We start from the raw sequence: 21,858 nt of genomic DNA, 5'->3' as shown, positions 1-21,858 counted from the left end.
GTACGGAAGGACTGACATGACGATCACGATCGCAGCGAACAGCGTGCCGAAGCCGCCGGCCGATATCATCGAGGGCTTCCGCGGTGCGCCGACCTCGGTGATCTCGGACAATCTCGCCCGGTTGCCGGGCGCGGTGGGGCTGAGGCCGTATCATCGCGGCGGCAAGCTGGTGGGGACGGCTTTCACCGTGCGCACCCGGCCCGGCGACAATCTCGCCATCCATCGCGCGCTCGAACTGGTCGGCCCCGGCGACGTCATCGTGGTCGACGGCGGCGGCGACGAGACGCGGGCGCTGGTCGGCGAGATCATGAAGAACATCGCGCAGTGGCGCAGAGCCGAAGGCTATGTCATCGACGGCGCGATCCGCGACGTCGCGGCGTTCGCGGCCGACGACTTTCCCTGCTATGCGCGTGCGGTGATCCATCGCGGCCCCTACAAGAACGGCCCCGGCGAGATCAACGTGCCCGTTGCCGTCGGCGGCAGCGTGATCTCCCCCGGCGACATCGTGGTCGGCGACGAGGACGGCGTGGTGTCGTTTCCCGCCGCCGGCGCCGCCGCGCTGCTGGACGCCGTCCGCGCCCAGGTCGCGCGCGAGGAGGAGACGCTGAAGGCGATCCGCGAGGGCCGCTATCAGGGCTCATACGGCAAGTCCTGATCGGAGAGGAACGAAGGGGAGGATCGCGTGAGCCAGAAGGACGAATTCCACAACATCGACGATGCCAGCGACGGCCTCTTCCGCGAGCTGGCGGCTGGGGTGACCACGCGCATCTTCTCCGGCGAGCAGGCGATGCTGTCGGCAAGGCACGCTGCACCATCATCCCGAGGAGCAATGGGGCGTGCTGCTCGACGGCTCGGCGATCCGCGTCCAGGGCGACGAGGAAATCCCGGTGAAGAAGGGCGACTTCTGGCGCACGCCCGGCAACGTGCCACACACCATGCGCGCCGGTCCCGACGGCGCCCGCGTGCTGGACATCTTCAGTCCGCCTCGGCCAGAATACAAAAAAGCGGGGTCGGGTTTCGGCACGACCTGAAGCGCTCAAGAACAAAAAACAAAGAGCAAAATCAAAAGGGAGGGGACCATGACGATCACACGACGGGTGCTGCTGGCCGCCTTCTTCGACAAGCAGGTCGCCTATTGGGGCAAGGTGGTGAAGGACAACAATATCAGGGCGTGAGACCCTCTTCCCGGGAGACCATCCCAAGTCCAGTGCCAAGTTCAGTGCGCTCGCGCAGCCTTGAGCGTCAGAGCATCTTGCTGACGATATTTTTCATATCCGCTGCCGAGAACGCGCGCAGCGTTTCGGTGCGGACGTTTCCGAGTGCGCCGAGACTAAGGCCGAGCGACATCGCGGCGGCCTCATCCGGAGCCTCGAGAACCGTCACAACGTCATATCGTCCCTGCGTCCAGACGATCTCCTTCACGGTCACGCCGAACGTTTTGGCCATCTCCTTGAAGGCCTCCGCCCGCTTCGGCGAGTCCTTGACGTTGCGGACTCCTTGATCAGTGAAATTTCCCAGCACGACATAGGTCACCATGGTCGTCCTCCCTGGTTTGAGCCCAGATGCAATTCTCGCTCGAGGAAACCACGCCGAGCTTGCCACAGCGGCTGAGACAGCGCCACTTGCACGTTGGGGAACGTCAGCGACTGCGACTTATTCGGTCAGGACAACGGCCGCGCGAAGCTGAGCTCGTGGCCGTCCGGGTCGGTGAGATGGAAGTAGCGCTCGCCCCATTCGGCATCGCGCGGCGTGGTCGACGGCTGCCATCCCGCAGCACGGGCCTGCTCATAGGTCGCGTCGACGTCGGCGACATGGAAGATGACGCGGCCCCACCAGGACCAGCGCCTGTCGTCCGGCTGCGCCGTCAGGTTGAGATAGCCGCTGCCGGCGCGAAAGCTCGTGAATGCCGCGGCATCGCCGCCATACAGCAGCTCGACCCCGAGCGAGCGGTAGAAGTGCACGGCGCGCGCCATGTCATGGGTGCCGAGCGTGATGGCGCTGATGCTGTCGATCATGTGGACTGCTCCGCCGGGAGGGATCGGGCCGCGATTGTACAGCCGCCTTGCTCAGCTTGAGGATGGTCCGGCCCGCCTTGCGGCTGGCGAACCGCATCCTGCTCTGCTATGAGGGGGCCGAGCCCGCCCCGCGGGTTCCGCGGTCCCGTAGCTCAGCCGGATAGAGCGGCGGTTTCCTAAACCGTAGGTCGCATGTTCGAGTCATGCCGGGATCGCCACTCTCTTCCTCTGGTATCGCGTATCAGGCCGCGATCCGCGCAAAGCGCTTGCGATATTCGGCGGGTGTCACGCCAACATGGCGGGCGAATGCGCGGCGCAACGTGTCCGCGTCGGCAAAGCCGCAATGCAGGGCCACCTGCTTGGGCGCTTCGTTTCCAAGCTCCAGCAGGCGTCGCGCTGCGTTGACGCGGGCCTCCTCGACCCAGGTCGCGGGGGTGGTTCCGACTTCGGCCCGGAATAGCCGCGCAAAGTGACGCGGGCTGATGTCCATGCGTGCCGCGAGGCTCGCGACGCTGTGGTCCAGTCCAGGATTGGCGGCGACCCAGCGCTGCAGTTCCTGCAGTGCGGCCCGGCCGGCGGGGACGGTCTCTCCCTTGCGGCTGAATTGCATTTGTCCGCCCGGGCGCTTGAAGAACATCACCAGCTGGCTCGCAACCTTCATCGCCGTCTCGCGCCCGAGATCCTCCTCGACGAGAGCGAGCGCGAGATCGAGCCCCGCAGTGACGCCAGCAGCCGTGCGAAGCTTGCCGTCGGTGACGTAGATCGCGTCCTTGTCGACGGTGACTGACGGGTATTTCTCGGCAAGCCGGTCGGCGACCGCCCAGTGTGTCGTGACTCGTCTGCCGTCGAGGAGTCCCGCCGCGGCAAGGAAGAAGGCGCCGCTGCAAACCGATCCGAAGCGCCGGGTCCTGGTCGCCCGCCGGCGGAGCCAATCGGTCACGATGCCGTCAGCCGGCGCGTCGCCGGCGTGCGGGCATCCCGCGATCAGCAATGTGTCGACGCTCTCCTGGAAGCCGCGATCGACGATCCGGTCGGGCATCAGTCGCACGCCTGAAGAGCTGCGAATCGGGCCGGGTTCCGCTCCAGCCACCAAAAGCACATAGGCCAGGTGGCCGGCCTGCATGTTGGCCTCGGCGAAGACGTCGAGCGGTCCCGCCACGTCGAGAAGCTGCACTCCGGGCAAAGCCACGATCACGACTGTCCTCGGTTTCGGCTTCCCGCTCATGTCCGCCTCGGTCGGTATTTGTCCGCTTTAGACGTATTACGTCAATTGAAGACAGAATAGCCCGGATCTAGCTTGCAGGCGACCAGAGATTTTCAGGAGACCCCCATGCCACAGATTGTCAAAGCCGCCGCCATTCCCGACAGCAAGCTGGCGCGCGCCGTCACCGACTACATCCGTGACACCGAGACCGACCTGCTCTTCAACCATTCCAGCCGCGTCTATCATTTCGGCGCGCTGGCCGGCATTCGCCGCCGGCTGAAATTCGACCGCGAGCTGCTTTATGCCGGCGCGATGTTCCACGACATCGGCCTGATGCCGGGCCATGGCAGCAAGCACGAGCGGTTCGAGGTGGACGGCGCGCACGCCGCTCGTGACTTCCTGCGCAGCCATGGCATCTCCGAAGCCGACGCCTACACGGTCTGGACCGCGATCGCGTTGCACACGACGCCGGGCGTGCCGCAGCACATGCATCCCGTTGTCGCTCTGGTGACCGCCGGCGTCGAGATGGACGTTCTCGGCCTCACCTACGAGGATTATCCCGACGAGGAACGCGAGGCGGTGGTGGAGGCGTTTCCGCGAACGCCGCACTTCAAGGAAGACATCATCCAGGCGTTCTACGACGGCATCAAGCACAGGCCGGACACCACCTTCGGCAACGTCAAGGCCGACGTCATCGCCGACAAGGAGCCGCATTTCCATCGCGGCAATTTCTGCAGCGTCATCCGCGGCTCGCATTGGCACGGCTGAGCCGGCGTTCGGCGCCGCCGCGCGGCCCTACCGCCTCTTTCTCCAAATCACCGATCGGGAATCATCACATGAGCGACAAGCCACCCCGTCTCACGCACGCGACCGGCGCTCCCGTCGGCGACAATCTGAACATCATGACCGCGGGGCGTCGCGGCCCCGCCCTTCTTCAGGACATCTGGCTGATCGAGAAGCTGGCTCATTTCGACCGCGAAGTGATTCCCGAGCGGCGGATGCATGCCAAGGGATCGGGTGCCTTCGGCACCTTCACCGTAACCCATGACATCACCCGCTACACCAAGGCGAAGATCTTCTCGAAAGTCGGCAACCAGACGCCGATGTTCGCGCGGTTCTCGACCGTCGCCGGCGAGCGCGGCGCGGCCGACGCCGAGCGCGACATCCGCGGCTTTGCGCTCAAGTTCTACACCGAGGAAGGCAACTGGGACATGGTGGGCAACAACACCCCGGTGTTCTTCTTCCGCGATCCCCTGCGTTTCCCCGACCTCAATCACGCGATCAAGCGCGACCCGCGGACGGGAATGCGCAGCGCCGACAGCAATTGGGACTTCTGGACGCTGCTGCCGGAAGCGCTGCATCAGGTCACCATCGTCATGAGCGAGCGCGGCATTCCCAAGAGCTATCGTCACATGCACGGGTTCGGCAGCCATACCTACAGTTTCCTCAACGCTGCCAGTGAGCGGACCTGGGTGAAGTTTCACTTCCGCACGCAGCGGGGCATCGAGAACCTGACGGACACTGATGCCGAGGCGCTCGTCGGCAAGGACCGCGAGTCTCATCAGCGCGATTTGTTCGGGAGCATAGGGCGTGACGATTTTCCGCGCTGGACCATGTTCGTGCAGGTCATGACCGATGAAGAAGCCAAGGCGTTTCCGTTCAACCCGTTCGATCTGACCAGGGTCTGGCCCAAGGCGGACTTTCCGCTGATCGAGGTCGGCTGTTTCGAGCTGAACCGGAATCCCGAAAACGTCTTCGCGGAGGTCGAGCAGGCGTCCTTCTCGCCGGCCCATGTCGTGCCCGGCATCGGCTTCTCGCCCGACAAGATGCTGCAGGCTCGTCTGTTGTCTTATGGAGACGCGGCGCGCTATCGCCTCGGCGTCAACCATCATTTGATTCCGGTCAATGCCCCGAAATGTCCGTATCACAGCTATCATCGCGACGGCGCAATGCGGACCGACGGCAATCTGGGTGGGACGACGAGCTACTTCCCGAACAGTCACGGCGAATGGACCGATCAGCCCGACCTCAACGAGCCGCCGCTGGAGATTGAGGGCGCAGCTGCCCACTGGGATCATCGGGTCGACGACGACCACTATCAGCAGCCCGGAGACCTGTTCCGCAAGATGAACGCGGCGCAGCGGCAGGTCATGTTCGACAATACGGCGCGCGCCGTCGGCAGTGCCGCCATCCACATCCAGGAGCGCCACATCGCGAACTGCACGAAAGCCGATCCGGCCTATGGCGCCGGTGTCCGCAAAGCGCTGATGCGCCTTGCCACGGCTCGCTCCGAATAGGTGCATCGACGGCATGCCCGGGACTGCTGATTTGTCATGGGTCTTCGTCTCGGTTTGCCAAGGACTCCGGCGCAAAAATTGCTAGAAGTGTGGGGAGTCCCTCCTCTCGGCTGACCAATAGGCCGCCTCACAGCTAGATCCGGAGACAACGATGCCTTTCGACTTGATCCTGCGCGGGGGGCGGGTGATCGACCCGTCCCAGAAGCTCGATGCCGTGACCGATGTCGCCTTTTCTGGCGGCAAGGTCGCTGCGATCGGCAGCGGGCTCAAGACGGATCCGGGCACCGAGGTGCGCGACGTCTCGCAGCTCATCGTGACGCCGGGGCTGATCGATCTCCACACCCATGTCTATTGGGGCGGCACCTCGCTCGGCATCGATGCCGAGGAATTCTGTCGTCTCTCCGGCGTGACCACGGCGGTCGATACCGGCAGCGCCGGGCCCGGCAATTTCGCCGGCTTCCGCAAGCATGTGATCGAGCCGAGCCAGGTTCGCATCCTCGCTTACCTGCACGTCTCGCATGCCGGCATCTTCGGCTTCTCGCACCGGATCATGGTCGGCGAAAGCGAGGAGCTGCGGCTGATGAATCCGGTCGACGCGGCCAAGGTCGCCGATGCCAATCGCGATCTCATCGTCGGCATCAAGGTGCGCGTGGGCTTGCATTCCTCGGGCACCTCCGGGGCCGTGCCGCTCGATATTGCGCTGGAGGTTGCGAACGAGGTCGGCATGCCACTGATGGCTCATATCGACCACCCGCCGCCGAGCTATGAGGAGGTGCTGGCACGTCTGCGGCCCGGCGACGTGCTGACCCACGCGTTCCGTCCCTTCCCCAACACGCCGGCCACCGCGCAGGGCACGGTGAAGAGGGCGGTGCTGGATGCGCGCGAGCGCGGCGTGCTGTTCGACATCGGCCACGGCAAGGGCTCGTTCGCGTTCAAGACCGCGCGGGCGATGCTCGCCAACGGCTTCTATCCCGACACCATCTCCTCCGACATCCATCAGCTCTGCATCGACGGCCCGGCCTACGACCAGGTCACGACCATGTCGAAATTCCTGTGCATGGGCATGGAGCTGCCGGACGTGATCGCGGCCTCGACCGTGAACGCGGCGATGGCGCTGCGCCGCCCCGAGCTCGGCAGCCTCAAGCCGGGCAGCGTGGGCGACGCCACGCTGATCTCGATCAGGCAGGGCCAGTTCGACTATGAAGACGTCGTCGGCGAGCACCTGATCGGCGACCGCAAGATCGTCTCCGAAGGCGTCGTCATCGGCGGCCGCTGGTGGTATCCGAATTGAGCTGCCACGGATCGAGAGGGGCATCAGGGCGCGCTGTTAGTCCCGTCCCGCCTCCATGATCGCATCGGCGAGCCGTGCCGGGTCGGTAAAGCAGAGCTCATGGCTTCCGGGTACCTGCACCAGACGGAACAGGCCGAGCTTCTCCGACAGACGCGGATGCCAGCCATGGCTGTGCGGCAGCGCGGTGTCTTCGGTGCAGTTGATGTAGGATTTGGCCAGCGGCATCTCCGCCGGACTGGCCTTGAGCGCGATCTTGTCGGTGAAGGTCGCCAGCGGATGCGAATTGAGAACGTCATAGGCGCGCTGCGCCGTCTCCAGATCGGCATCGTTGATGAAGGCGTCGCGCCAGATCTGGAAGGGCAGCACCACGGAGCCGTCGCCGCGCTCGGCCGCGATGGCGTCGAACAGCCCGACATAGTGCGGCGGCACCATGTCGTTGAGGCATTCGCCGTTGTTGGGCACGAAGGCGTTCCAGTAGACTAGGCGGCGGATGCGCTCCGGCGCGAGGTCGGCGACACCGGTGATGACCATGCCGCCATAGGAATGGCCGAGCAGGATGACGTCCTTCAGATTGTTCTCGGCGAGGTAGTCGGCGATCGATTGGATCGCTTCCTTCAGCCCTGTGGTCTTGGCGTCGCCCGGACGGTTGCCCTTGATGGTGGGGGTATGAACCTGATGGCCGGCGGCGCGGATCGGCGCGGCGACAGGCTCGAACTCGGCTCCGGTGTGCCAGGCGCCGTGGACGAGAACGTAGGTCGACATGTTGTGGCTCCTCCCGAGGACGTGGTTAGATTGAGGCCGCGCCGCTTTGGGCGGTGCGGTGCTGCCGCGCCCCAATTGTGGACTGGCGACTGATTTGCCGCTTGGCTGGAAGTGAACCGGATTGGTCTCGGAGTGAACCGATGCAGCAGATCGAGCGCGCCATTCCGTCTCGCCAATCGGCCTGGAACACCGTGGGCGTGCGGCTGGACGAGCAATTCGCCTATTATCGCGAGGCGATCTGCCAGGCCTTCATGAATCTGACGCCGGAGCCGGCGGCCGCAGCCGGCTTTCCGGCCAGCGTCGAGCACATCCGCCTCGGCGATGGCGCGATCAACCGCGTCAGCTTTCCCGAACACGTGGTGCGGCGCTCTGCGCACGACATCGCGGCATCGGACCGCAGTTGCTTCTACCTCAACCTGAAGGTGGAGGGCCGCTGTCGCATCCAGCAAGATGATCGCGAGATCAGCCTTTCGTCGGGACAGGTCGGCATCTTCGACAGTGATCGGCAGTTCGCGCTTCTGCACGACCGCGGACCACAATTGCGCGTTGCCTCGTTCTGGGTGCCGGCAGAAGCCTTGCGCGAGCGCCTGCCGACCTCCTTCGACGTCGGAGCAGCGCGCGTCTCCGACGATCCCTTCGTCGGCCATCTCATCGTGGAGACCACGCGCATGCTCAGCGACGGCGCGCTGCGCATGACCGAAGACGAGGGCGTGCGGCTGTTCCGGGTTCTGATCGAGCTGGTCGCCGTGAGCCTGTCGCGTCGCAGCCGGGCAGGCGCTGCGGAGTCCGAGAGTCTTGCCGACGCGACCACGCTGGCGCTGAAGCGTGCCATTCACCGGCGGCTCCGTGAGCCCGGCCTTGCGGTTGCCGATGTCGCCGAGGCCGTCGGCATCAGCGAGCGATACGTCCACAAGCTGCTGGCGCGATCAGGCTCCAGCTTCACCGATTACGTCATCGACCACCGGCTCGACGGCGCGGCCAGGGATCTCGGGGATCCCGCAATGGCTGATCGCGCGATCGGCGCCATCGCGTTCGACTGGGGCTTCTCGGACCTCTCCCACTTCACGCGGCGCTTCAAACAGCGCTTTGGCTGCCGACCGCGCGACTGGCGCGCGGCGAAGCCGAGCAGCTGACGCTTGGGTTACAGCGATCTCGCGATCAAGAGCTTCATGATCTCGTTGGTGCCGCCATAGATCTTCTGGATGCGGGAATCGATGAAGATGCGGGAGATCGGATATTCCTGCATGTAGCCGTAGCCGCCGAACAGCTGCAGGCATTCGTCGGCGGTCTCGACCTGCTTCTCCGAGCACCAGTATTTCGCCATCGACGCGGTGACGGTGTCGAGGTCCTTGGCGATCAGGCGCTCGATGCACCAGTCGACGAAGACGCGCGCGATCATCGCCTCGGTCTTGCGCTCGGCCAGCGTGAAGGCGGTGTTCTGGAAATCCATCAGCGGCTTGCCGAACGCCTTCCGCTCCTTGGTGTAATCGGTGGTGAGCTTGACCGCGCGCTCCATCGCGGCGACGGCCCCGACCGCAAGCGCAAGCCGCTCCTGCGGCAATTGCTGCATGAGCTGGACGAAACCCTGACCCTCTTCCTTGCCGAGCAGGTTTTCTGGCGGCACCGTGACGTTGTCGAAGAACAGCTCGGACGTGTCGGACGCATGCAGGCCGATCTTGTCGAGGTTGCGCCCGCGCTTGTAGCCGTCGGCACCCGCGGTCTCGACCACGATCAGCGAGATGCCTTTCGCGCCGGCATCGCCGGTGCGTGCGACCACGATGACGAGATCGGCAGCCTGGCCGTTGGTGATGAAGGTCTTCTGGCCGTTGATGACGTAGGAATTGCCCTGTTTCCTGGCCGTGGTCTTCACGGCTTGCAGGTCCGAGCCGGTGCCGGGCTCGGTCATGGCGATGGCGCCGACCATCTCGCCGGAGGCCATCTTGGGCAGCCAGCGCTTCTTCTGCTCCTCAGAGCCGTAATTGAGGATGTAATGCGCGACGATGGCGCTGTGCACGGAGACGCCGGTGGTCAGCTCCGGCACCGTGCTTTCGAGATCATCGAGCACCGCGGCGTCATAGGCGAAGGTGGCGCCCAGGCCGCCATATTCCTCCGGCACGCTTGCCAGCAGCGCGCCCATCTCGCCGAGGCCGCGCCAGGCGAAACGGTCGACCATCTTCTGCTCGCGCCATTTTTCGGCGTGCGGCGCCAGGTCCTTGGCGAGATATTTCCGGAACTGGTCGCGGAACGTGTCCAGCTCTTCGGTCATCCATGACGATCGATAATGCATCAGCGCCTCGCTCTCAGACAATCAGGCCGCCACCGGCGACGACCACCTGGCCGCTGATATAATTGGATTCCGGACTGCAGAACAGATAGACGGCGTCGGCTGCCTCTTCCGGCGTGCCACCGCGGCCGAGCGGAATCATCCGCGACATGGCCTCCAGCATGTGCGGCTGCACGCCCACCTTGATGTCGCGGCCGGCGACGTCGATGGTCTTCTGCTGCGCCTCGATCGGCTGGGTCAGGCGGGTATTGATGAGGCCGAAGGCGACGCAATTGACGTTGACCTTGTAGCGGCCCCATTCCTTGCACATGGTTCGGGTCAACCCGATCAGCGAGGCCTTGGCCGAGGAATAGCTTGCCTGTCCGGCATTGCCGTAAAGGCCTGCGATCGAGGAGATGTTCACGACCTTGCGGAACACCTCGCGCCCTTCCTCGGCTTCCTTCCTGGCAAAGACACGGATCGGCTCGGCGGCCGCGCGCAAGATCCGGAACGGCGCGACGAGATGGACGTCGAGCATGGCCTGAAACTGCTCGTCCGTCATCTTCTGGATGGTGGAGTCCCAGGTGTAGCCGGCATTGTTGACGATGATGTCGAGGCCGCCGAACTTGTCCAGCGCGGCGCCGACGAAGCGGTCGGCGAAGCCCGCTTCCGAGACGCTGCCATTCACGGCGGCGGCGTCGCCGCCGAGCGCCTTGATCTCCGCCACCACGGCGTTGCCGGGCTCGGCATCGAGGTCATTGACGACCACCCTGGCGCCCTCGTGCGCGAGCTTCAATGCGATCGCGCGCCCGATACCGCGGCCCGAGCCGGTGACGAGCGCGACCTTTCCCTGCAGTTTTACCATTCGAATGGGTCCCTTTGCTGTTACAGCGCGACGGTTGCGCTGCCTTCGAGCTTGACCTCGCCGCGATCGTCCCGGGTGGTGAGTGCGAGCCGTGCGCGGCGCTCACCACCCTCGGCGAAGAGCTCCGTCACTGTGCCTTCGCATGTCAGCTTGGCGCCGAGCTGGGTGATCGCGACGAACCGGGTCGAAAAGCCGCGGAGCTTCGAGGGCGGCACGACATCCGTGAGCGCCTGCCCGAGATAGGCCATGACCAGCATGCCGTGGGCGAACACGTCTGGAAATCCGGCCGCCTTGGCAAAGTCGATATCGACGTGGATCGGATTGTGATCGCCCGATGCGCCGCAATAGAGCGCGAGCGTATGGCGGGTGATCGGCGGAAAGACCTTGTGGACGATGCGGTCGCCGGCCTTGATGTCATCGCGTGCCGTCATGACGCCACCTCGTTGCGGATGACGATGGTGCGCGCGGTATCGGCGACATGCACGCCGTCCTGGTTGGTCACCTCGCACCGGATGCCGATCAGCGTCATCGCACCTCCCTTCTTGTCCGTCACGCTGGTCACACGCGGCCGAAACGTCAGGGTGTCTCCGACCAGAACCGGCGCGTGATAGGCGAAGCTCTGCTCCCCATGCAGCACGCGGGCGAGATCGATGCCGAGCGCGCTGAACATTTCGAAGGGGTCGTCGACGTCCATCATCTCCAGGCAGAACAAATAGGTCGGCGGCACCGGCATGCCGTTGAATCCGGCCGCCCGCGCCGCATCCGCGTTGCGGTAGACCGGGTTCTCTTCACCCAGCGTATTGTGGAAATAGCGGAGGCGGCCCGGCTCCACCCGCGCGGTGACGGGCGTGAAGCTGCGCCCTACGGCGGACTGATCGACCATGTTTGTCAGTGCCGCTTGTAGAGCGTAACGACGCAGGCGCCGCCGAGGCCAAGATTGTGCTGCAGCGCGACCTTGGCACCCTCGACCTGCGTGGCGCCGGCGGTGCCGCGCAGCTGGCGCGTCAACTCGTAGCACTGCGCAAGCCCGGTGGCGCCGAGCGGATGTCCCTTCGACAGCAATCCGCCGGACGGATTGGTCACGATCCGGCCGCCATAGGTGTTGTCGCCGTCATTGATGAACTTGCCGGCTTCGCCCTCGCCGCAGAGGCCGAGCGCCTCGTAGGTGATGAGCTCGTTGTGGGCGAAGCAATCGTGCAGCTCGACCACGTCGAGATTGTCGGGCCCGATGCCGGCGCTTTCATAAACGCGGCTTGCCGCCTCCTTTGCCATGTCGTAGCCGACCAGCTGCATCATGTCGCCGGCCTTGAAGGTCGACGGCGTGTCGGTGGTCATGGCCTGCGCCACGATGCGCACCTGCTTGCCGATGCCGTGCTTGTCGGCAAACCGCTCGGACACCAGCACGGCGGCGGCGCCACCGCAGGTCGGCGGGCACGCCATCAGGCGCGTCATCACGCCCGGCCAGATCACCTGGTCGTTCATAACATCGTCGGCCGTGACCTCCTTGCGGAAGAGTGCGAGCGGGTTGTTCCTGGCATGGCGGCTCGCCTTGGCGCGCACCTTGGCGAAGGCGTCGAGCGGGGTGCCGTATTTCTTCATGTGGCTGAGCCCGGCGCCGCCGAAATAGCGCAGCGCCAGCGGAATGCCGGGGGCGTCGATCAGCTGGTCCGCAGTCGCGTCGAATTCCTCGAACGCGCTCGGGCGATCGGTGTAGACGCTGCCGAGCGCGCCGGGCTTCATCTGCTCGAAGCCGACCGCCAGCACGCAGTCGAGTGCGCCGCTCGCGATCATCTGCCGCGCCATGAACAGCGCGGTCGAGCCGGTCGAGCAATTGTTGTTGACGTTGACGATGGGGATGCCGGTCATCCCGACAGGGTAGAGCGCGCGCTGCCCGCAGGTGGAATCGCCGTAGACGTAGCCGACATAGGCCTGCTCGACCTTCTCGTAGCCGAGGCCTGCGTCGGCGAGCGCGAGCTTGGCCGCTTCCGTCCCCATCTCGTGGTAGGGCGCGCTGGCACCCGGCTTGGCGAAGGGGATCATGCCGACCCCTGCAACGATGACGTCAGACATCGCTTCCTCCAAATAAATTACCCATTGGACTTTTTCTTACCCATGGGTAACATATCGGTCGATGCCCCCGAGAGTCAACCGATCCAGCATGGATTCAGCGCCGCCCGTTTCGCCCTCATCGTCGCCGTCCTCGCCCTGGCTGCCGTTCGAGAGCCGCCGCCGTGCCCGCGACGAGAAGCGCGAGGCGGTGCTGCGCGCCGCCGTGCAGCTGTTCCTGGAGCAGGGCTATCATCGCGTGACGCTGAACGAGGTCGCCGAGCGGCTGAACATCACCAAGCCGGCGCTGTATAATTATTTCCGGGGCAAGGACGAGATTCTGTTCGAGTGCTGGTCGATGGGCGCCGAGCTTGTCGACAGCGTCATCACGGAGATCGACGCTGGCGGCGGTTCGGGCCTCGCCAAGCTGCGCAAGCTGGTGCGCGCCTATGCCGCGCTGATGGCGACCGATTTCGGCGCGAGCCTGGTGCGTTTCGATCTGCGCGACCTGACCGAGCGGAACGCCGGTGTCGCGCGCGCCGCCAAGAAGCGGATCGACGCCACGTTCCGGAAGTATATTTCCGGCGGGATCGACGACGGCTCGATCAGGCCTTGCGATCCCAAGCTTGCAGCGTTCGCGATCGCGGGCGCGCTCAACTGGATCGGCCATTGGTATCGCCGTGACGGCGCGCTGTCGCCGAGCGAAATCGCCGACGAGTTCACGGTTCGGCTGACGGAAGGCCTGGCGACCGAGAGCCGGCAGCAGATGACAAAGAAGACGCCGAGGACGCCGCAACGGCGCAACTCAGGACGCAAAGCACCAGGGAAGAAGCGTACAGGAGGAGGAACGCGATGAACGTCACGCATGGGCTGCGGCGCGCGCTGCAGATCAACCCGAAGGGGCTGGCCACCGTCTATGGTCAGCGGCGCCGCAGCTGGGGCGAGCTCGGTGAACGCGTCGCGAGGCTCGCCGGCGGCCTGCGCACGCGCGGCGTGCGGGACGGCGATCGCGTCGCCGTGCTGTCCTTCAACTCGGACCGCTATCTCGAGCTTTATCTGGCGACCGGCTGGGCGGGCGGCGTGATCGTGCCGCTCAACATCCGCTGGAGTGCCCTGGAGAACGAGGACGCGCTGCGCGACTGCCGTGCCTCCGTTCTGCTGGTCGACAAGGCCTTTGCGCAGGTTGGCGCGCAGCTCGCCGGCGCCATTCCGGGGCTGAAGCTGATCTATGCCGACGACGGCGAGGTGGCGGCCGGCATGGAGAGCTATGAGGATCTGGTCGCGGGCAGCGCTCCGGTTGCCGATGCCATGCGCAAGGGCGACGACCTCGCCGGCATCTTCTACACCGGTGGCACGACCGGGCGTGCCAAGGGCGTGATGCTCAGCCACCAGAACCTGATGGCCAACGCGCTCAATGCTCTCGGCGAAGGACTGTTTCCGGCGAGCACGACCTATCTGCATGCGGCGCCGATGTTTCACCTCGCCAACGGCGCGGCGATGTATTCGCTGCTGCTCTCCGGCGGCTCAAACGTGATCGTTCAGGGCTTCACGCCCGAAGGCGTGATGGCTGCGATGCAGAACGAGCGCGTGACCGACGTGCTGCTGGTGCCCACGATGATCCAGATGTTCGTCGATCACCCCGCGATCGGAAACTACGACCTGTCGTCGCTCAAGCACATCATCTACGGGGCCTCGCCGATCAGCGAGGCGGTGCTCGACCGTGCCGCGCGCGCATTGCCGCATGTGCGCTTCACGCAGGCCTATGGCATGACCGAATTGTCGCCGATCGCGACGCTGCTGCATGCGAACGAGCATGTCGGGGAGGGGCGCAGGAAGGGACGTCATCGCGGTGCGGGCCGCGCCACGCTCGGCTGCGAGGTGCGGATCGTCGACGAGAATGACCAGCCGGTGCCGGCAGGAGCCGTCGGTGAGATCGTGGTACGCGGCGACACCGTGATGTTGGGCTATTGGGAACGGCCGGAGGAGACCGCGCGCGCCGTCGTCGACGGCTGGATGCACACGGGCGATGGCGGCTACATGGACGAGGACGGATTCATCTACGTAGTCGACCGCGTGAAGGACATGATCATCTCGGGCGGCGAGAACGTGTATTCGGTCGAGGTCGAGAACGCGCTGGCGCAGCATCCGTCGGTGCTGCAATGCGCCGTCATCGGAGTTCCCAACGAGCAATGGGGAGAGCAGGTCCACGCCGTCGTGGTCAAGCGCAGCGGCGCGGAGGTTTCGGCCGGCGAGCTGATCGAGTTCACGAAGACGTTGATTGCGGGCTACAAATGTCCCCGCAGCATCGAGATCACAGAGACACCGCTGCCGCTGTCGGGCGCCGGCAAGGTGCTGAAGCGCGAGCTGCGCAGGCCGTTCTGGGAAGGTCGGGAACGGCGGGTCAGCTGACGGCTGCCGCTCGCGTCGAGGTACGCACGTCCGCGACGAGCGCGCGAAGTTTCATGTTCCCAGATCGCGGTCGCGCAGGTAGCATCGGCGCGATCCATTCGGGAATATTCAGTCTTGGTCGGGACGCGAGAGCTCAAGCTCGACATCGAAGGCAACGGCGCGGTCTCCGCGATTCTGACGCTGCCGGCCCATGCGCGCGTCTGCTACGTCCTCGCGCACGGCGCCGGTGCGGATATGCGGCATTCCTTCATGGAAAAGGTCGCGGCGGGCCTCGCGGACCGCGGCATTGCGACGTTTCGCTTCAATTTTCCCTACATGGAAGAGAAGAAGGGGCGTCCCGACCAGCCCGCAGTCGCGCACGCCGCCATCCGAGCGGCGGTCGCGGAGGCGGCGCGGCTCTGCCCCGGTCTCAAGCTGGTGGCGGGCGGAAAGTCGTTCGGCGGGCGCATGACCTCGCAGGCGCAGTCCAAGGCTGCATTGCCCGAGGTCAAAGGGCTCGCCTTCCTCGGCTTTCCCCTGCATGCCGACAAGAAGCCTTCATCCGAGCGCGCCGAGCACCTCGCTGGTATCACCGTCCCCATGCTGTTCCTGCAAGGCACGCGCGATGGACTTGCCGATCTGAGCTACCTCGAGCCTGTCGTCGAGAAGCTCGGGTCGCAGGCGACGTTGCACCAGGTCGAAGGCGGGGATCACTCGTTTGCGGTGTTGAAGAAGTCGGGCCGGACGAATGACGAGGCGCTCACTGAGGTACTCGATACGCTCGCGGCCTGGATCGACCAACTCTCCTGAAGCTCACGCGGAATAGAGCCCCTTGTCGCGCGCCTTCTGGATCGCGAGCGCGGCGATCAGGTCGAGCGTCGGCGTCGACAGGCCGGCGGTGCGCGCGAAGGCCTGGGGCGCCTTCACCAGAACGTCGATCTCCATGGCGCGACCGAGCTCATAATCCTGGAGCAGTGACGGCTTGTGGTTGGGGGCGGGCCCGCTGCGGGTCACGCGCTTGACCTCGGGAATGAAGTGCTGGGCGATCTCGTTGGCCTCGTTCAGCATGCGCGGAATGACTTCGGTGAAGGCGGGATCGTCGCGCACGCCCCGCGCGGTCTGGCCGGTCAGCAGGCACAGCACCGACAGCGACATGTTGGTCAGCAGCTTTGACCAGATCGCCTCGCGGATCTCGGCCACCGGCGGGGATTCCAGCCGCGCGTCGTTGAAGATGCCCCGCAGCCTCGTGATGCGCTCGCAATTGCGGTCGTCGCATTCCCCGATCAGGAGGCGATTGCGGTCCGGCGTCAGGTTCTGCACCACGCCGGGCGCAGTGACCTCGTTGGAGGAGAAGACGACGCCGCCGATGATCCGCTCCTTCGGGATGCAGGCGCGCAGGCGTCCGCCGGGATCGAGGAAGGAAATGTCCGGCGGCGTCGGATGCCGCGGCGGCAGGCCGATGCCGTACCACCATGGAATGCCGTTCTGCGCGAACACGATCGCGGTGTCGTCCAGGAGCAGCGGCTTGATGCTGCCGACCAGCCCCTGAAGCGCCGTGGCCTTCAGCGTCGAGATCACGACGTCCTGGGGGCCGAGCTGGGCCGGATCGCCTGATGCGTTCACCTTGGCGCCGACCTCGGAATCGCCGACGCGCAGCTTGAGACCATTGGCGCGAGCCGCCTCCAGATGCGCCCCCCGCATCACGCAACTGACCTCGTGGCCGGCGCGCGCCAGCCGTACCGCAATGTGGCTGCCGACGGCGCCCGCGCCGAAAATGCAGATGCGCATGATGATCCCGTACCTATCCCATGGTGCCGCTCCGGCACCAGCATGACACAAGCCGCCATGCGATGGACGCGGCCGCCCCACGCCGGAAAGATATGGATCAGGACGCGCCGCCTCGGCATAGTGCGCGGCAAACAAGATGACCGGAGGATCGCCGATGACTGCCAGCCCTGTCCTGTGGACATCAGATGAACGCGGGGTTGCGACCGTCACGTTGAACCGGCCGGAAGTGAACAACGCCTATGACGGCGCGCTGATATCAGGCGTGCTCGCGGCCATGGACGATCTCGGCAGAAAGCCGAACCTGCGCGTCGTCGTGCTCAGGGGGAACGGCAAGCATTTCCAGGCCGGCGCCGACCTCAAATGGATTAACAGCGTGCGGCCGCAATCGACCGATGCCAACGAGGCGGCCTCGCGGGCGACGTTCGAGGCCGTGCAGCGGCTTAACACCTTGCCGATCCCGACGGTCGCGCTGGTGCAGGGCGGCTGTTTCGGCGGCGGCACGGGCGTGATCGCGGCCTGCGATGTCGTGATCGCCGCTGACAACGCGCTGTTCTCGATCACCGAGGTGCGCTGGGGCCTGACCGCCGCGATCATCATCCCGCAGCTCTGCGACGCCATCGGTATCCGGCAAGTCCGCCGCTATGCGCTCACCGGCGAGCGCTTCGGCGCCGAGGACGCCCGCCGCATCGGCCTCGTCCACGAGGTGGTGCCGCTCGCTGGACTCGAGGCCGCAGGTGCGAAGGTGGTCGAGCAGCTGCTAGCCAACGGGCTGGAGGCGATGGCTGAAACCAAGAAGCTCGCGCTGGAAAGCTCGTTCGGCGGGATGGCAGTGGACGATGCCGCCTACAATCGGCTCGTGCAGCTGCACTCGCTCAAGCGCCAGAGCGCGGAGGCGGCGGAGGGTCTGGCCTCGTTCGCGGAGAAGCGGGCGGCGAATTGGGGCGGCGCAAAAGGCTGAACGTCAGCAGCCGCGGCAGATGTTGCTGATGCTGCGATAGACCGCGTCGTCGTCCTGCCGCATCCGGCGCAGCGTTTCGAGTGTCTTGCCCTCGTCGGTCGCAGGTGCAGGCTTGCGCATTGCAGCCAGCTCTTCCTCCTGACGCTTGTAGCAGGCCTCGCGATCGGGCTTTTCCCGGATGAAGCGGCAGTTCTGCTCGAGGGCTGTGGCGGGCGTGGCCGAGAGCGCGAGGGCGAGGACGGCGGGCAGGGCATGTTTCAAGAGCATCGAATCCGTTCGTTGAGATGAGTGCGGCACATGTAAGCCCGGATGAGCGAAGCGGCGTCCGGGAATGCAGCGAGCGGTCCCGCATATCGCTTCGCTCATGCGGGCTACGGCCTCCGCGTACTTGGCGCACCTTCTCTCAGGTCCATTCTGCGGGAGCAACCGGCATCTTGTGACACCTTCGCGACGCAGCCTACAGCGACCGCGCCAGTGACGTTTTCAGCAGGGCGAGCAGCGCCTGCACCGCAGCGGCGTTGCGCCGCCGCTCGGGGATCGCGGCCTTCACCCACAATTCGGGAATCGGAAAGTCGCGCAGCACCGGCTTGAGCGTGCCGTCGCGTAAGGACTCCGCGACGAGGTAATGCGAGATCAGTGCGATGCCGTTGCCGGCGATCGCGCTGCGCGCCAGCACATGGCCCTCGTTGGAGGAGAGCAACGGACTGACCTGGATGCTGATGCGGCCGCGCGGGCCGTCAAAGATCCACTCGGGACCGGTCGGCAGGAAGCTGAGGCAGCGATGCTCGACGAGATCGCGCGGATGTTTTGGCGTGCCGTGCTTCTTCAAGTAAGCCGGCGAGGCGCAGAGCAGCCGCTTCAGCGGACACAGCGGCTCGTCGACGACGCCGCCGAACGAATGCGGGAAGGCGCCGATCGCGATGTCAAATCCCTCGGTGACCGGATCGACCGGGCGATCGATCAGCACGATCTCGAGCTTCAGCCGCGGGTTCTGGGTCTGGAACACGCTGAAGGCGTCCGCAAGCCGCGCCACTGTCAGCGAGGTCGGGGCCTTGATGCGGAGGTGGTCGACGAGATCGTGGTCCTTCTCGCCCATGCGCGAGAGCAGGTCGTTGGCATCAGTGACGACGCCGCGTGCGCGATGCACGTAGCGCCGCCCGGCTTCGGTGAGCCGCAACTGCCGTGTCGACCGATGAAACAGCGGCGTGCCGATCCGTGCCTCCAGTTGCGTGACCCGCTTGGCGACCACCGACGTCGAGACATTGAGCTTTCGCGCGGCGGCGGAGAATCCGGCCGCATCCGCGGTGGCGAGGAAAGCCTGCAGGTTCACCAGGATGTCCATGTCGACCTTTCTCGATTCGCGAAAGCTGATCGCGTATTTTGGTGGATTGTATGCTCCCTCGCGTTAATTCATAGTCGCCGCAAGCAAGAGATTTCGGGAGCGGATGCGCCATGCGGGCCACGATGATCGAAGAGCCGGCACGAAAGGTGCCGCTCTATGGCGAGTATGAAGTCGTCGTGCTCGGCGGCGGCCCGGCCGGCATTGTCGCGGCGGCCTCGGCGGCGCGCGCGGGGCGGAAGACGCTGCTGATCGAGCGCTACGGCTTCCTCGGCGGCATGGGTACGGCCGCGGGCGTCACGAATTTCTGCGGCCTGCACGGCAATGTCCATGGCGAGCACCGGCGGCTGGTGCAGGGCATGGCGTCGGATCTGCTGGCGCGGATCGATCGGCTGGGTGGCCTCAACGCGCCGCATCTGATCCTCGGCAAGGTGTTTGCCCAGGCCTACGACACCGCTGCCTACAAGATCGCGGCCGACGAGCTGCTCGCCAGCCACCAGGTGCACATCCTATTCCACGCCCTCGGCGCTGGCGTCGTCATGAGCGATGACCGCCGCATCGATGCGCTGCTGGTCGAGACCAAGGCCGGCCGGCAGGCGGTCCGATCGGAAATCTTCATCGACTGCTCGGGCGACGGCGATCTCGCCGCGTGGGCCGGTGCTCCGTTCGAAATCGGCGACGAGCACGGCCATCCGCTCTATCCCTCGATGATGCTCCGCCTCAACGGCATCGATCCCGAGAAAGCGGGCGAGGCCTGGCGGACCATTCCGCAACTGATGGAGAAGGCGCTCGCTGCCGGCACGCACATATTCCCGCGCAAGAGCGCCATCGTACGGCCGCAGAAATCGGGCATCGAATGGCGGGTGAACTTTACCCAGGTTGCGCGCGAGGACGGCCACGCCATCAACGGCATCGAGCCCGACGATCTCACCCGTGGCGAGATCGAGGGCCGCAAGCAGGCGCTCGCGGCGTACGAGTTTTTGCGCAGCACTGTGCCGGGCTTTGAAAAATCCTACATCGTCGATCTGCCGCCGCAACTCGGTATCCGCGAGACCCGCCGCATCAAGGGCGGCTATCAGCTCAGCGGCGAGGATGTGCTCGGCTGTGCGTCGTTCGAGGATTCCATCGGCGTCAATGGCTGGCCGATCGAGGCCCATGTTCCCGGCGACGTTGTCTTCACGTTTCCGCCAATTCCGGAATCGCGCGGCTATAACGAGCTGTCTTACCGGATGCTGGTGCCCGAAGGCGTCGACAATCTCCTGGTCGCCGGCCGCTGTGCCTCCATGACCCATGAGGGCCAGTCGGCCGCGCGAGTCTCCGGTGCCTGTTTCGTGATGGGCGAGGCCGCCGGTTCCGCCGCCGCGCTGGCGCTCTCCGGAAACCGGATCCCGCGTGACATCCCCATTGAAAAATTGCAGGAAACGTTGAAACAACTGGGCGCCTTCATCGGACGGGACCAGGCGGTGCCCCAAGGCCTGTAACGGACTGCAAGAGAACGACGGCGGAGGAGACGAGATGATCGGGATAATTCGGCTCGCGCTTGCGGGCCTTCTGGCGATCACGGCGATGGGCGGTGCTAGAGCCGAGGATGCGCTGAAGGCCAGGATCGGCGTGCTCCGCCTGTCCTCTTCCGCGCCGGTCTTCATCGCGCAGGACAAGGGTTATTTCCGCGAGGCCGGCCTGGAGGTCGAGCTGAAATTCTTCGACGCGGCGCAGCCGATCGCGGTCGCCACCACCTCGGGCGATGTCGATTTCGGCGTCACCGCCTTCACCGCCGGCCTCTACAATCTCGCCGGCAAGGGTGTGCTGAAGGTGATCGGCGGCATGAGCCGCGAGAAGCCCGGCTATCCCCTGATCGGCTATTTCGCCAGCAACAACGCCTATGCCGCCGGCCTGAAGACGCCGAAGGACCTCGCGGGCAAGCGCGTGGCGATGACGCAGGTCGGCTCGTCCTTTCACTATTCGCTGGGCCTGCTCGCCGATAAATACGGCTTCAAGCTCGCGGATGTGAAGATCGTGCCGCTGCAATCGCTGTCGAATGCGGCGGCTGCGCTCAAGGGCGAGACTGTCGATGCGGCGCTGCTGCCGGTCTCCACCGCGCGAAAACTGATGGACGAAGGCGGCGCGAAATTCCTCGGCTGGGTCGGCGACGAGACGCCGTGGCAGCTGGGAGCGGTGTTCGCCTCGCCGAAGACGTTGACCAACAAGGCGCTGGTGACGAAGCTGCTCGGTGCGCTCGCCAAGGCCGACCGCGAATATCACGATGTCATCCTCGCCGCGATGAAGGACGGCGTCGCGCCGATCAACGAGCAGACGAAACCGCTGCTGGAGATCATCGCGAAGTACACCAATCTGCCGGTCGAGCAGGTGGTCGGCAATTGCGCCTATATCGATCCCGACGGCAAGCTCGACGTGAAGAACGTCGACAACCAGATCAAATGGCTGCAGGAGCAGGGCTTTGCCGACAAGGGCTTCGATGCCAATGCGATCATCGCCAAGGACTATGTCAAGGCGGATTGATCTCTCTCATTCCGGGGCTCGCGAAGCGAGAACCATGGTGCGCGCTTGCGCACCTGAGAATCTCGAGATTCCCCGGTGCGCAATTGCGCACCTGCAGTCTGGTCCTTCGGACCATCCCGGAA

Annotated in this window: 23 protein-coding genes, 1 tRNA gene and 1 pseudogene; 13 read left to right on the top strand and 12 right to left on the bottom strand. The window is 65.2% G+C overall.

What is annotated here, in order from left to right; genetic code table 11:
* Positions 1-16: 16 nt before the first annotated feature.
* Positions 17-655 (top strand): RraA family protein, encoded by a 639-nt coding sequence (locus tag XH87_RS27675; RefSeq protein WP_271589659.1) that lies wholly within the window; start codon positions 17-19, stop codon positions 653-655.
* 27 nt (positions 656-682) lie between these two features.
* Positions 683-1,031 (top strand): annotated as a pseudogene (locus tag XH87_RS36650) (cupin domain-containing protein).
* A 211-nt stretch (positions 1,032-1,242) separates the two neighbouring features.
* Here XH87_RS36650 and XH87_RS27665 read toward each other — a convergent pair.
* Together XH87_RS27665 and XH87_RS27660 are read right to left on the bottom strand one after the other, a co-directional pair.
* Entirely contained in the window at positions 1,243-1,536 is a 294-nt protein-coding gene (locus XH87_RS27665) for a GYD domain-containing protein (RefSeq protein WP_271589657.1), read from the bottom strand.
* Positions 1,537-1,661: 125 nt separating this feature from the next.
* Positions 1,662-2,015 carry a VOC family protein gene (locus tag XH87_RS27660; RefSeq protein WP_271589656.1) on the bottom strand — a complete coding sequence of 118 codons (354 nt, stop codon included), beginning with the start codon at positions 2,013-2,015 and terminating at the stop codon, positions 1,662-1,664.
* A 141-nt stretch (positions 2,016-2,156) separates the two neighbouring features.
* Between XH87_RS27660 and XH87_RS27655 the strand changes: the two genes are divergently transcribed.
* Positions 2,157-2,233: transfer RNA gene (locus XH87_RS27655), tRNA-Arg, on the top strand.
* Positions 2,234-2,256: 23 nt separating this feature from the next.
* On the opposite strand, the gene XH87_RS27650 is transcribed toward XH87_RS27655, so the two are convergent.
* A complete protein-coding gene (locus XH87_RS27650) occupies positions 2,257-3,240 on the bottom strand; it encodes a GlxA family transcriptional regulator (RefSeq protein ID WP_271589655.1) in 984 nt (327 codons plus the stop codon).
* A gap of 105 nt (positions 3,241-3,345) precedes the next feature.
* On the opposite strand from XH87_RS27650, the gene XH87_RS27645 reads away from it, so the two are divergent.
* From XH87_RS27645 to XH87_RS27635, 3 genes are all read left to right on the top strand, one after another.
* Entirely contained in the window at positions 3,346-3,987 is a 642-nt protein-coding gene (locus XH87_RS27645) for an HD domain-containing protein (RefSeq protein ID WP_271589654.1), read from the top strand.
* 68 nt (positions 3,988-4,055) lie between these two features.
* Positions 4,056-5,516 carry a catalase gene (locus tag XH87_RS27640; protein WP_271589653.1) on the top strand — a complete coding sequence of 487 codons (1,461 nt, stop codon included), beginning with the start codon at positions 4,056-4,058 and terminating at the stop codon, positions 5,514-5,516.
* 151 nt (positions 5,517-5,667) lie between these two features.
* The gene (locus tag XH87_RS27635; protein WP_271589652.1) at positions 5,668-6,807 is read left to right on the top strand and encodes an amidohydrolase/deacetylase family metallohydrolase; all 1,140 of its coding nucleotides are present in this window, start codon (positions 5,668-5,670) and stop codon (positions 6,805-6,807) included.
* A gap of 36 nt (positions 6,808-6,843) precedes the next feature.
* Here the strand turns inward: XH87_RS27635 and XH87_RS27630 are convergent, their stop codons facing one another.
* Entirely contained in the window at positions 6,844-7,569 is a 726-nt protein-coding gene (locus tag XH87_RS27630; RefSeq protein ID WP_271589651.1) for an alpha/beta fold hydrolase, read from the bottom strand.
* A 140-nt stretch (positions 7,570-7,709) separates the two neighbouring features.
* On the opposite strand from XH87_RS27630, the gene XH87_RS27625 reads away from it, so the two are divergent.
* On the top strand, positions 7,710-8,702 hold the full coding sequence (locus tag XH87_RS27625) for a helix-turn-helix domain-containing protein (protein ID WP_271589650.1): 993 nt from the start codon (positions 7,710-7,712) through the stop codon (positions 8,700-8,702).
* 8 nt (positions 8,703-8,710) lie between these two features.
* On the opposite strand, the gene XH87_RS27620 is transcribed toward XH87_RS27625, so the two are convergent.
* Genes XH87_RS27620 through XH87_RS27600 form a run of 5 tightly spaced genes read right to left on the bottom strand, consistent with a single transcriptional unit; the run spans position 8,711 to position 12,767 of the window.
* Positions 8,711-9,856 (bottom strand): acyl-CoA dehydrogenase family protein, encoded by a 1,146-nt coding sequence (locus XH87_RS27620; RefSeq protein WP_271589649.1) that lies wholly within the window; start codon positions 9,854-9,856, stop codon positions 8,711-8,713.
* A gap of 13 nt (positions 9,857-9,869) precedes the next feature.
* Entirely contained in the window at positions 9,870-10,697 is an 828-nt protein-coding gene (locus XH87_RS27615) for an SDR family NAD(P)-dependent oxidoreductase (RefSeq protein ID WP_271589648.1), read from the bottom strand.
* A gap of 20 nt (positions 10,698-10,717) precedes the next feature.
* Complete coding sequence (locus XH87_RS27610) at positions 10,718-11,128, bottom strand: MaoC family dehydratase (RefSeq protein WP_271589647.1); 411 nt, start codon at positions 11,126-11,128, stop codon at positions 10,718-10,720.
* Positions 11,125-11,580, bottom strand: coding sequence for a MaoC family dehydratase N-terminal domain-containing protein (locus XH87_RS27605; RefSeq protein ID WP_271589646.1), 456 nt, complete (start codon positions 11,578-11,580; stop codon positions 11,125-11,127). Before XH87_RS27605 ends, XH87_RS27610 begins: the two co-directional genes overlap by 4 nt.
* A gap of 5 nt (positions 11,581-11,585) precedes the next feature.
* Positions 11,586-12,767, bottom strand: coding sequence for a lipid-transfer protein (locus XH87_RS27600; RefSeq protein WP_271589645.1), 1,182 nt, complete (start codon positions 12,765-12,767; stop codon positions 11,586-11,588).
* Positions 12,768-12,855: 88 nt separating this feature from the next.
* Between XH87_RS27600 and XH87_RS27595 the strand changes: the two genes are divergently transcribed.
* The 3 genes from XH87_RS27595 (at position 12,856) to XH87_RS27585 (ending at position 15,941) form a co-directional block, all read left to right on the top strand.
* A complete protein-coding gene (locus XH87_RS27595; RefSeq protein ID WP_271589644.1) occupies positions 12,856-13,599 on the top strand; it encodes a TetR/AcrR family transcriptional regulator in 744 nt (247 codons plus the stop codon).
* Positions 13,596-15,152, top strand: coding sequence for a long-chain-fatty-acid--CoA ligase (locus XH87_RS27590; protein WP_271589643.1), 1,557 nt, complete (start codon positions 13,596-13,598; stop codon positions 15,150-15,152). Before XH87_RS27595 ends, XH87_RS27590 begins: the two co-directional genes overlap by 4 nt.
* 114 nt (positions 15,153-15,266) lie before the next feature.
* Complete coding sequence (locus XH87_RS27585) at positions 15,267-15,941, top strand: alpha/beta hydrolase family protein (RefSeq protein WP_271589642.1); 675 nt, start codon at positions 15,267-15,269, stop codon at positions 15,939-15,941.
* 3 nt (positions 15,942-15,944) lie between these two features.
* Here the strand turns inward: XH87_RS27585 and XH87_RS27580 are convergent, their stop codons facing one another.
* On the bottom strand, positions 15,945-16,919 hold the full coding sequence (locus XH87_RS27580; protein ID WP_271589641.1) for a ketopantoate reductase family protein: 975 nt from the start codon (positions 16,917-16,919) through the stop codon (positions 15,945-15,947).
* A 154-nt stretch (positions 16,920-17,073) separates the two neighbouring features.
* On the opposite strand from XH87_RS27580, the gene XH87_RS27575 reads away from it, so the two are divergent.
* Positions 17,074-17,877 (top strand): enoyl-CoA hydratase-related protein, encoded by an 804-nt coding sequence (locus XH87_RS27575; RefSeq protein WP_271589640.1) that lies wholly within the window; start codon positions 17,074-17,076, stop codon positions 17,875-17,877.
* A 3-nt stretch (positions 17,878-17,880) separates the two neighbouring features.
* Here XH87_RS27575 and XH87_RS27570 read toward each other — a convergent pair whose 3' ends face one another.
* Both XH87_RS27570 and XH87_RS27565 read right to left on the bottom strand, forming a co-directional pair.
* On the bottom strand, positions 17,881-18,144 hold the full coding sequence (locus XH87_RS27570) for a hypothetical protein (RefSeq protein ID WP_271589639.1): 264 nt from the start codon (positions 18,142-18,144) through the stop codon (positions 17,881-17,883).
* Positions 18,145-18,334: 190 nt separating this feature from the next.
* A complete protein-coding gene (locus XH87_RS27565) occupies positions 18,335-19,219 on the bottom strand; it encodes a LysR family transcriptional regulator (protein ID WP_271589638.1) in 885 nt (294 codons plus the stop codon).
* Between the two features lie 110 nt (positions 19,220-19,329).
* Between XH87_RS27565 and XH87_RS27560 the strand changes: the two genes are divergently transcribed.
* Positions 19,330-20,697 carry an FAD-dependent oxidoreductase gene (locus XH87_RS27560; protein ID WP_271589637.1) on the top strand — a complete coding sequence of 456 codons (1,368 nt, stop codon included), beginning with the start codon at positions 19,330-19,332 and terminating at the stop codon, positions 20,695-20,697.
* A 34-nt stretch (positions 20,698-20,731) separates the two neighbouring features.
* A complete protein-coding gene (locus XH87_RS27555; protein ID WP_271589636.1) occupies positions 20,732-21,736 on the top strand; it encodes an ABC transporter substrate-binding protein in 1,005 nt (334 codons plus the stop codon).
* Positions 21,737-21,858: the final 122 nt, after the last annotated feature.

The organism is Bradyrhizobium sp. CCBAU 53415 (genome assembly GCF_028128735.1).
Taxonomy (GTDB): domain Bacteria; phylum Pseudomonadota; class Alphaproteobacteria; order Rhizobiales; family Xanthobacteraceae; genus Bradyrhizobium.
The sequence above is the reverse complement of the archived record's forward strand: the minus strand, read 5'-3'. Positions and strand labels throughout refer to the sequence as shown.

Coding starts and splice junctions, on each gene's coding strand:
- XH87_RS27675 (WP_271589659.1), top strand. CDS start 17: ATGACGATCACGATCGCAGCGAACAGCGTGCCGAAGCCGCCGGCCGAT.
- XH87_RS27665 (WP_271589657.1), bottom strand. CDS start 1,536: ATGGTGACCTATGTCGTGCTGGGAAATTTCACTGATCAAGGAGTCCGC.
- XH87_RS27660 (WP_271589656.1), bottom strand. CDS start 2,015: ATGATCGACAGCATCAGCGCCATCACGCTCGGCACCCATGACATGGCG.
- XH87_RS27650 (WP_271589655.1), bottom strand. CDS start 3,240: ATGAGCGGGAAGCCGAAACCGAGGACAGTCGTGATCGTGGCTTTGCCC.
- XH87_RS27645 (WP_271589654.1), top strand. CDS start 3,346: ATGCCACAGATTGTCAAAGCCGCCGCCATTCCCGACAGCAAGCTGGCG.
- XH87_RS27640 (WP_271589653.1), top strand. CDS start 4,056: ATGAGCGACAAGCCACCCCGTCTCACGCACGCGACCGGCGCTCCCGTC.
- XH87_RS27635 (WP_271589652.1), top strand. CDS start 5,668: ATGCCTTTCGACTTGATCCTGCGCGGGGGGCGGGTGATCGACCCGTCC.
- XH87_RS27630 (WP_271589651.1), bottom strand. CDS start 7,569: ATGTCGACCTACGTTCTCGTCCACGGCGCCTGGCACACCGGAGCCGAG.
- XH87_RS27625 (WP_271589650.1), top strand. CDS start 7,710: ATGCAGCAGATCGAGCGCGCCATTCCGTCTCGCCAATCGGCCTGGAAC.
- XH87_RS27620 (WP_271589649.1), bottom strand. CDS start 9,856: ATGCATTATCGATCGTCATGGATGACCGAAGAGCTGGACACGTTCCGC.
- XH87_RS27615 (WP_271589648.1), bottom strand. CDS start 10,697: ATGGTAAAACTGCAGGGAAAGGTCGCGCTCGTCACCGGCTCGGGCCGC.
- XH87_RS27610 (WP_271589647.1), bottom strand. CDS start 11,128: ATGACGGCACGCGATGACATCAAGGCCGGCGACCGCATCGTCCACAAG.
- XH87_RS27605 (WP_271589646.1), bottom strand. CDS start 11,580: ATGGTCGATCAGTCCGCCGTAGGGCGCAGCTTCACGCCCGTCACCGCG.
- XH87_RS27600 (WP_271589645.1), bottom strand. CDS start 12,767: ATGTCTGACGTCATCGTTGCAGGGGTCGGCATGATCCCCTTCGCCAAG.
- XH87_RS27595 (WP_271589644.1), top strand. CDS start 12,856: ATGGATTCAGCGCCGCCCGTTTCGCCCTCATCGTCGCCGTCCTCGCCC.
- XH87_RS27590 (WP_271589643.1), top strand. CDS start 13,596: ATGAACGTCACGCATGGGCTGCGGCGCGCGCTGCAGATCAACCCGAAG.
- XH87_RS27580 (WP_271589641.1), bottom strand. CDS start 16,919: ATGCGCATCTGCATTTTCGGCGCGGGCGCCGTCGGCAGCCACATTGCG.
- XH87_RS27575 (WP_271589640.1), top strand. CDS start 17,074: ATGACTGCCAGCCCTGTCCTGTGGACATCAGATGAACGCGGGGTTGCG.
- XH87_RS27570 (WP_271589639.1), bottom strand. CDS start 18,144: ATGCTCTTGAAACATGCCCTGCCCGCCGTCCTCGCCCTCGCGCTCTCG.
- XH87_RS27565 (WP_271589638.1), bottom strand. CDS start 19,219: ATGGACATCCTGGTGAACCTGCAGGCTTTCCTCGCCACCGCGGATGCG.
- XH87_RS27560 (WP_271589637.1), top strand. CDS start 19,330: ATGCGGGCCACGATGATCGAAGAGCCGGCACGAAAGGTGCCGCTCTAT.
- XH87_RS27555 (WP_271589636.1), top strand. CDS start 20,732: ATGATCGGGATAATTCGGCTCGCGCTTGCGGGCCTTCTGGCGATCACG.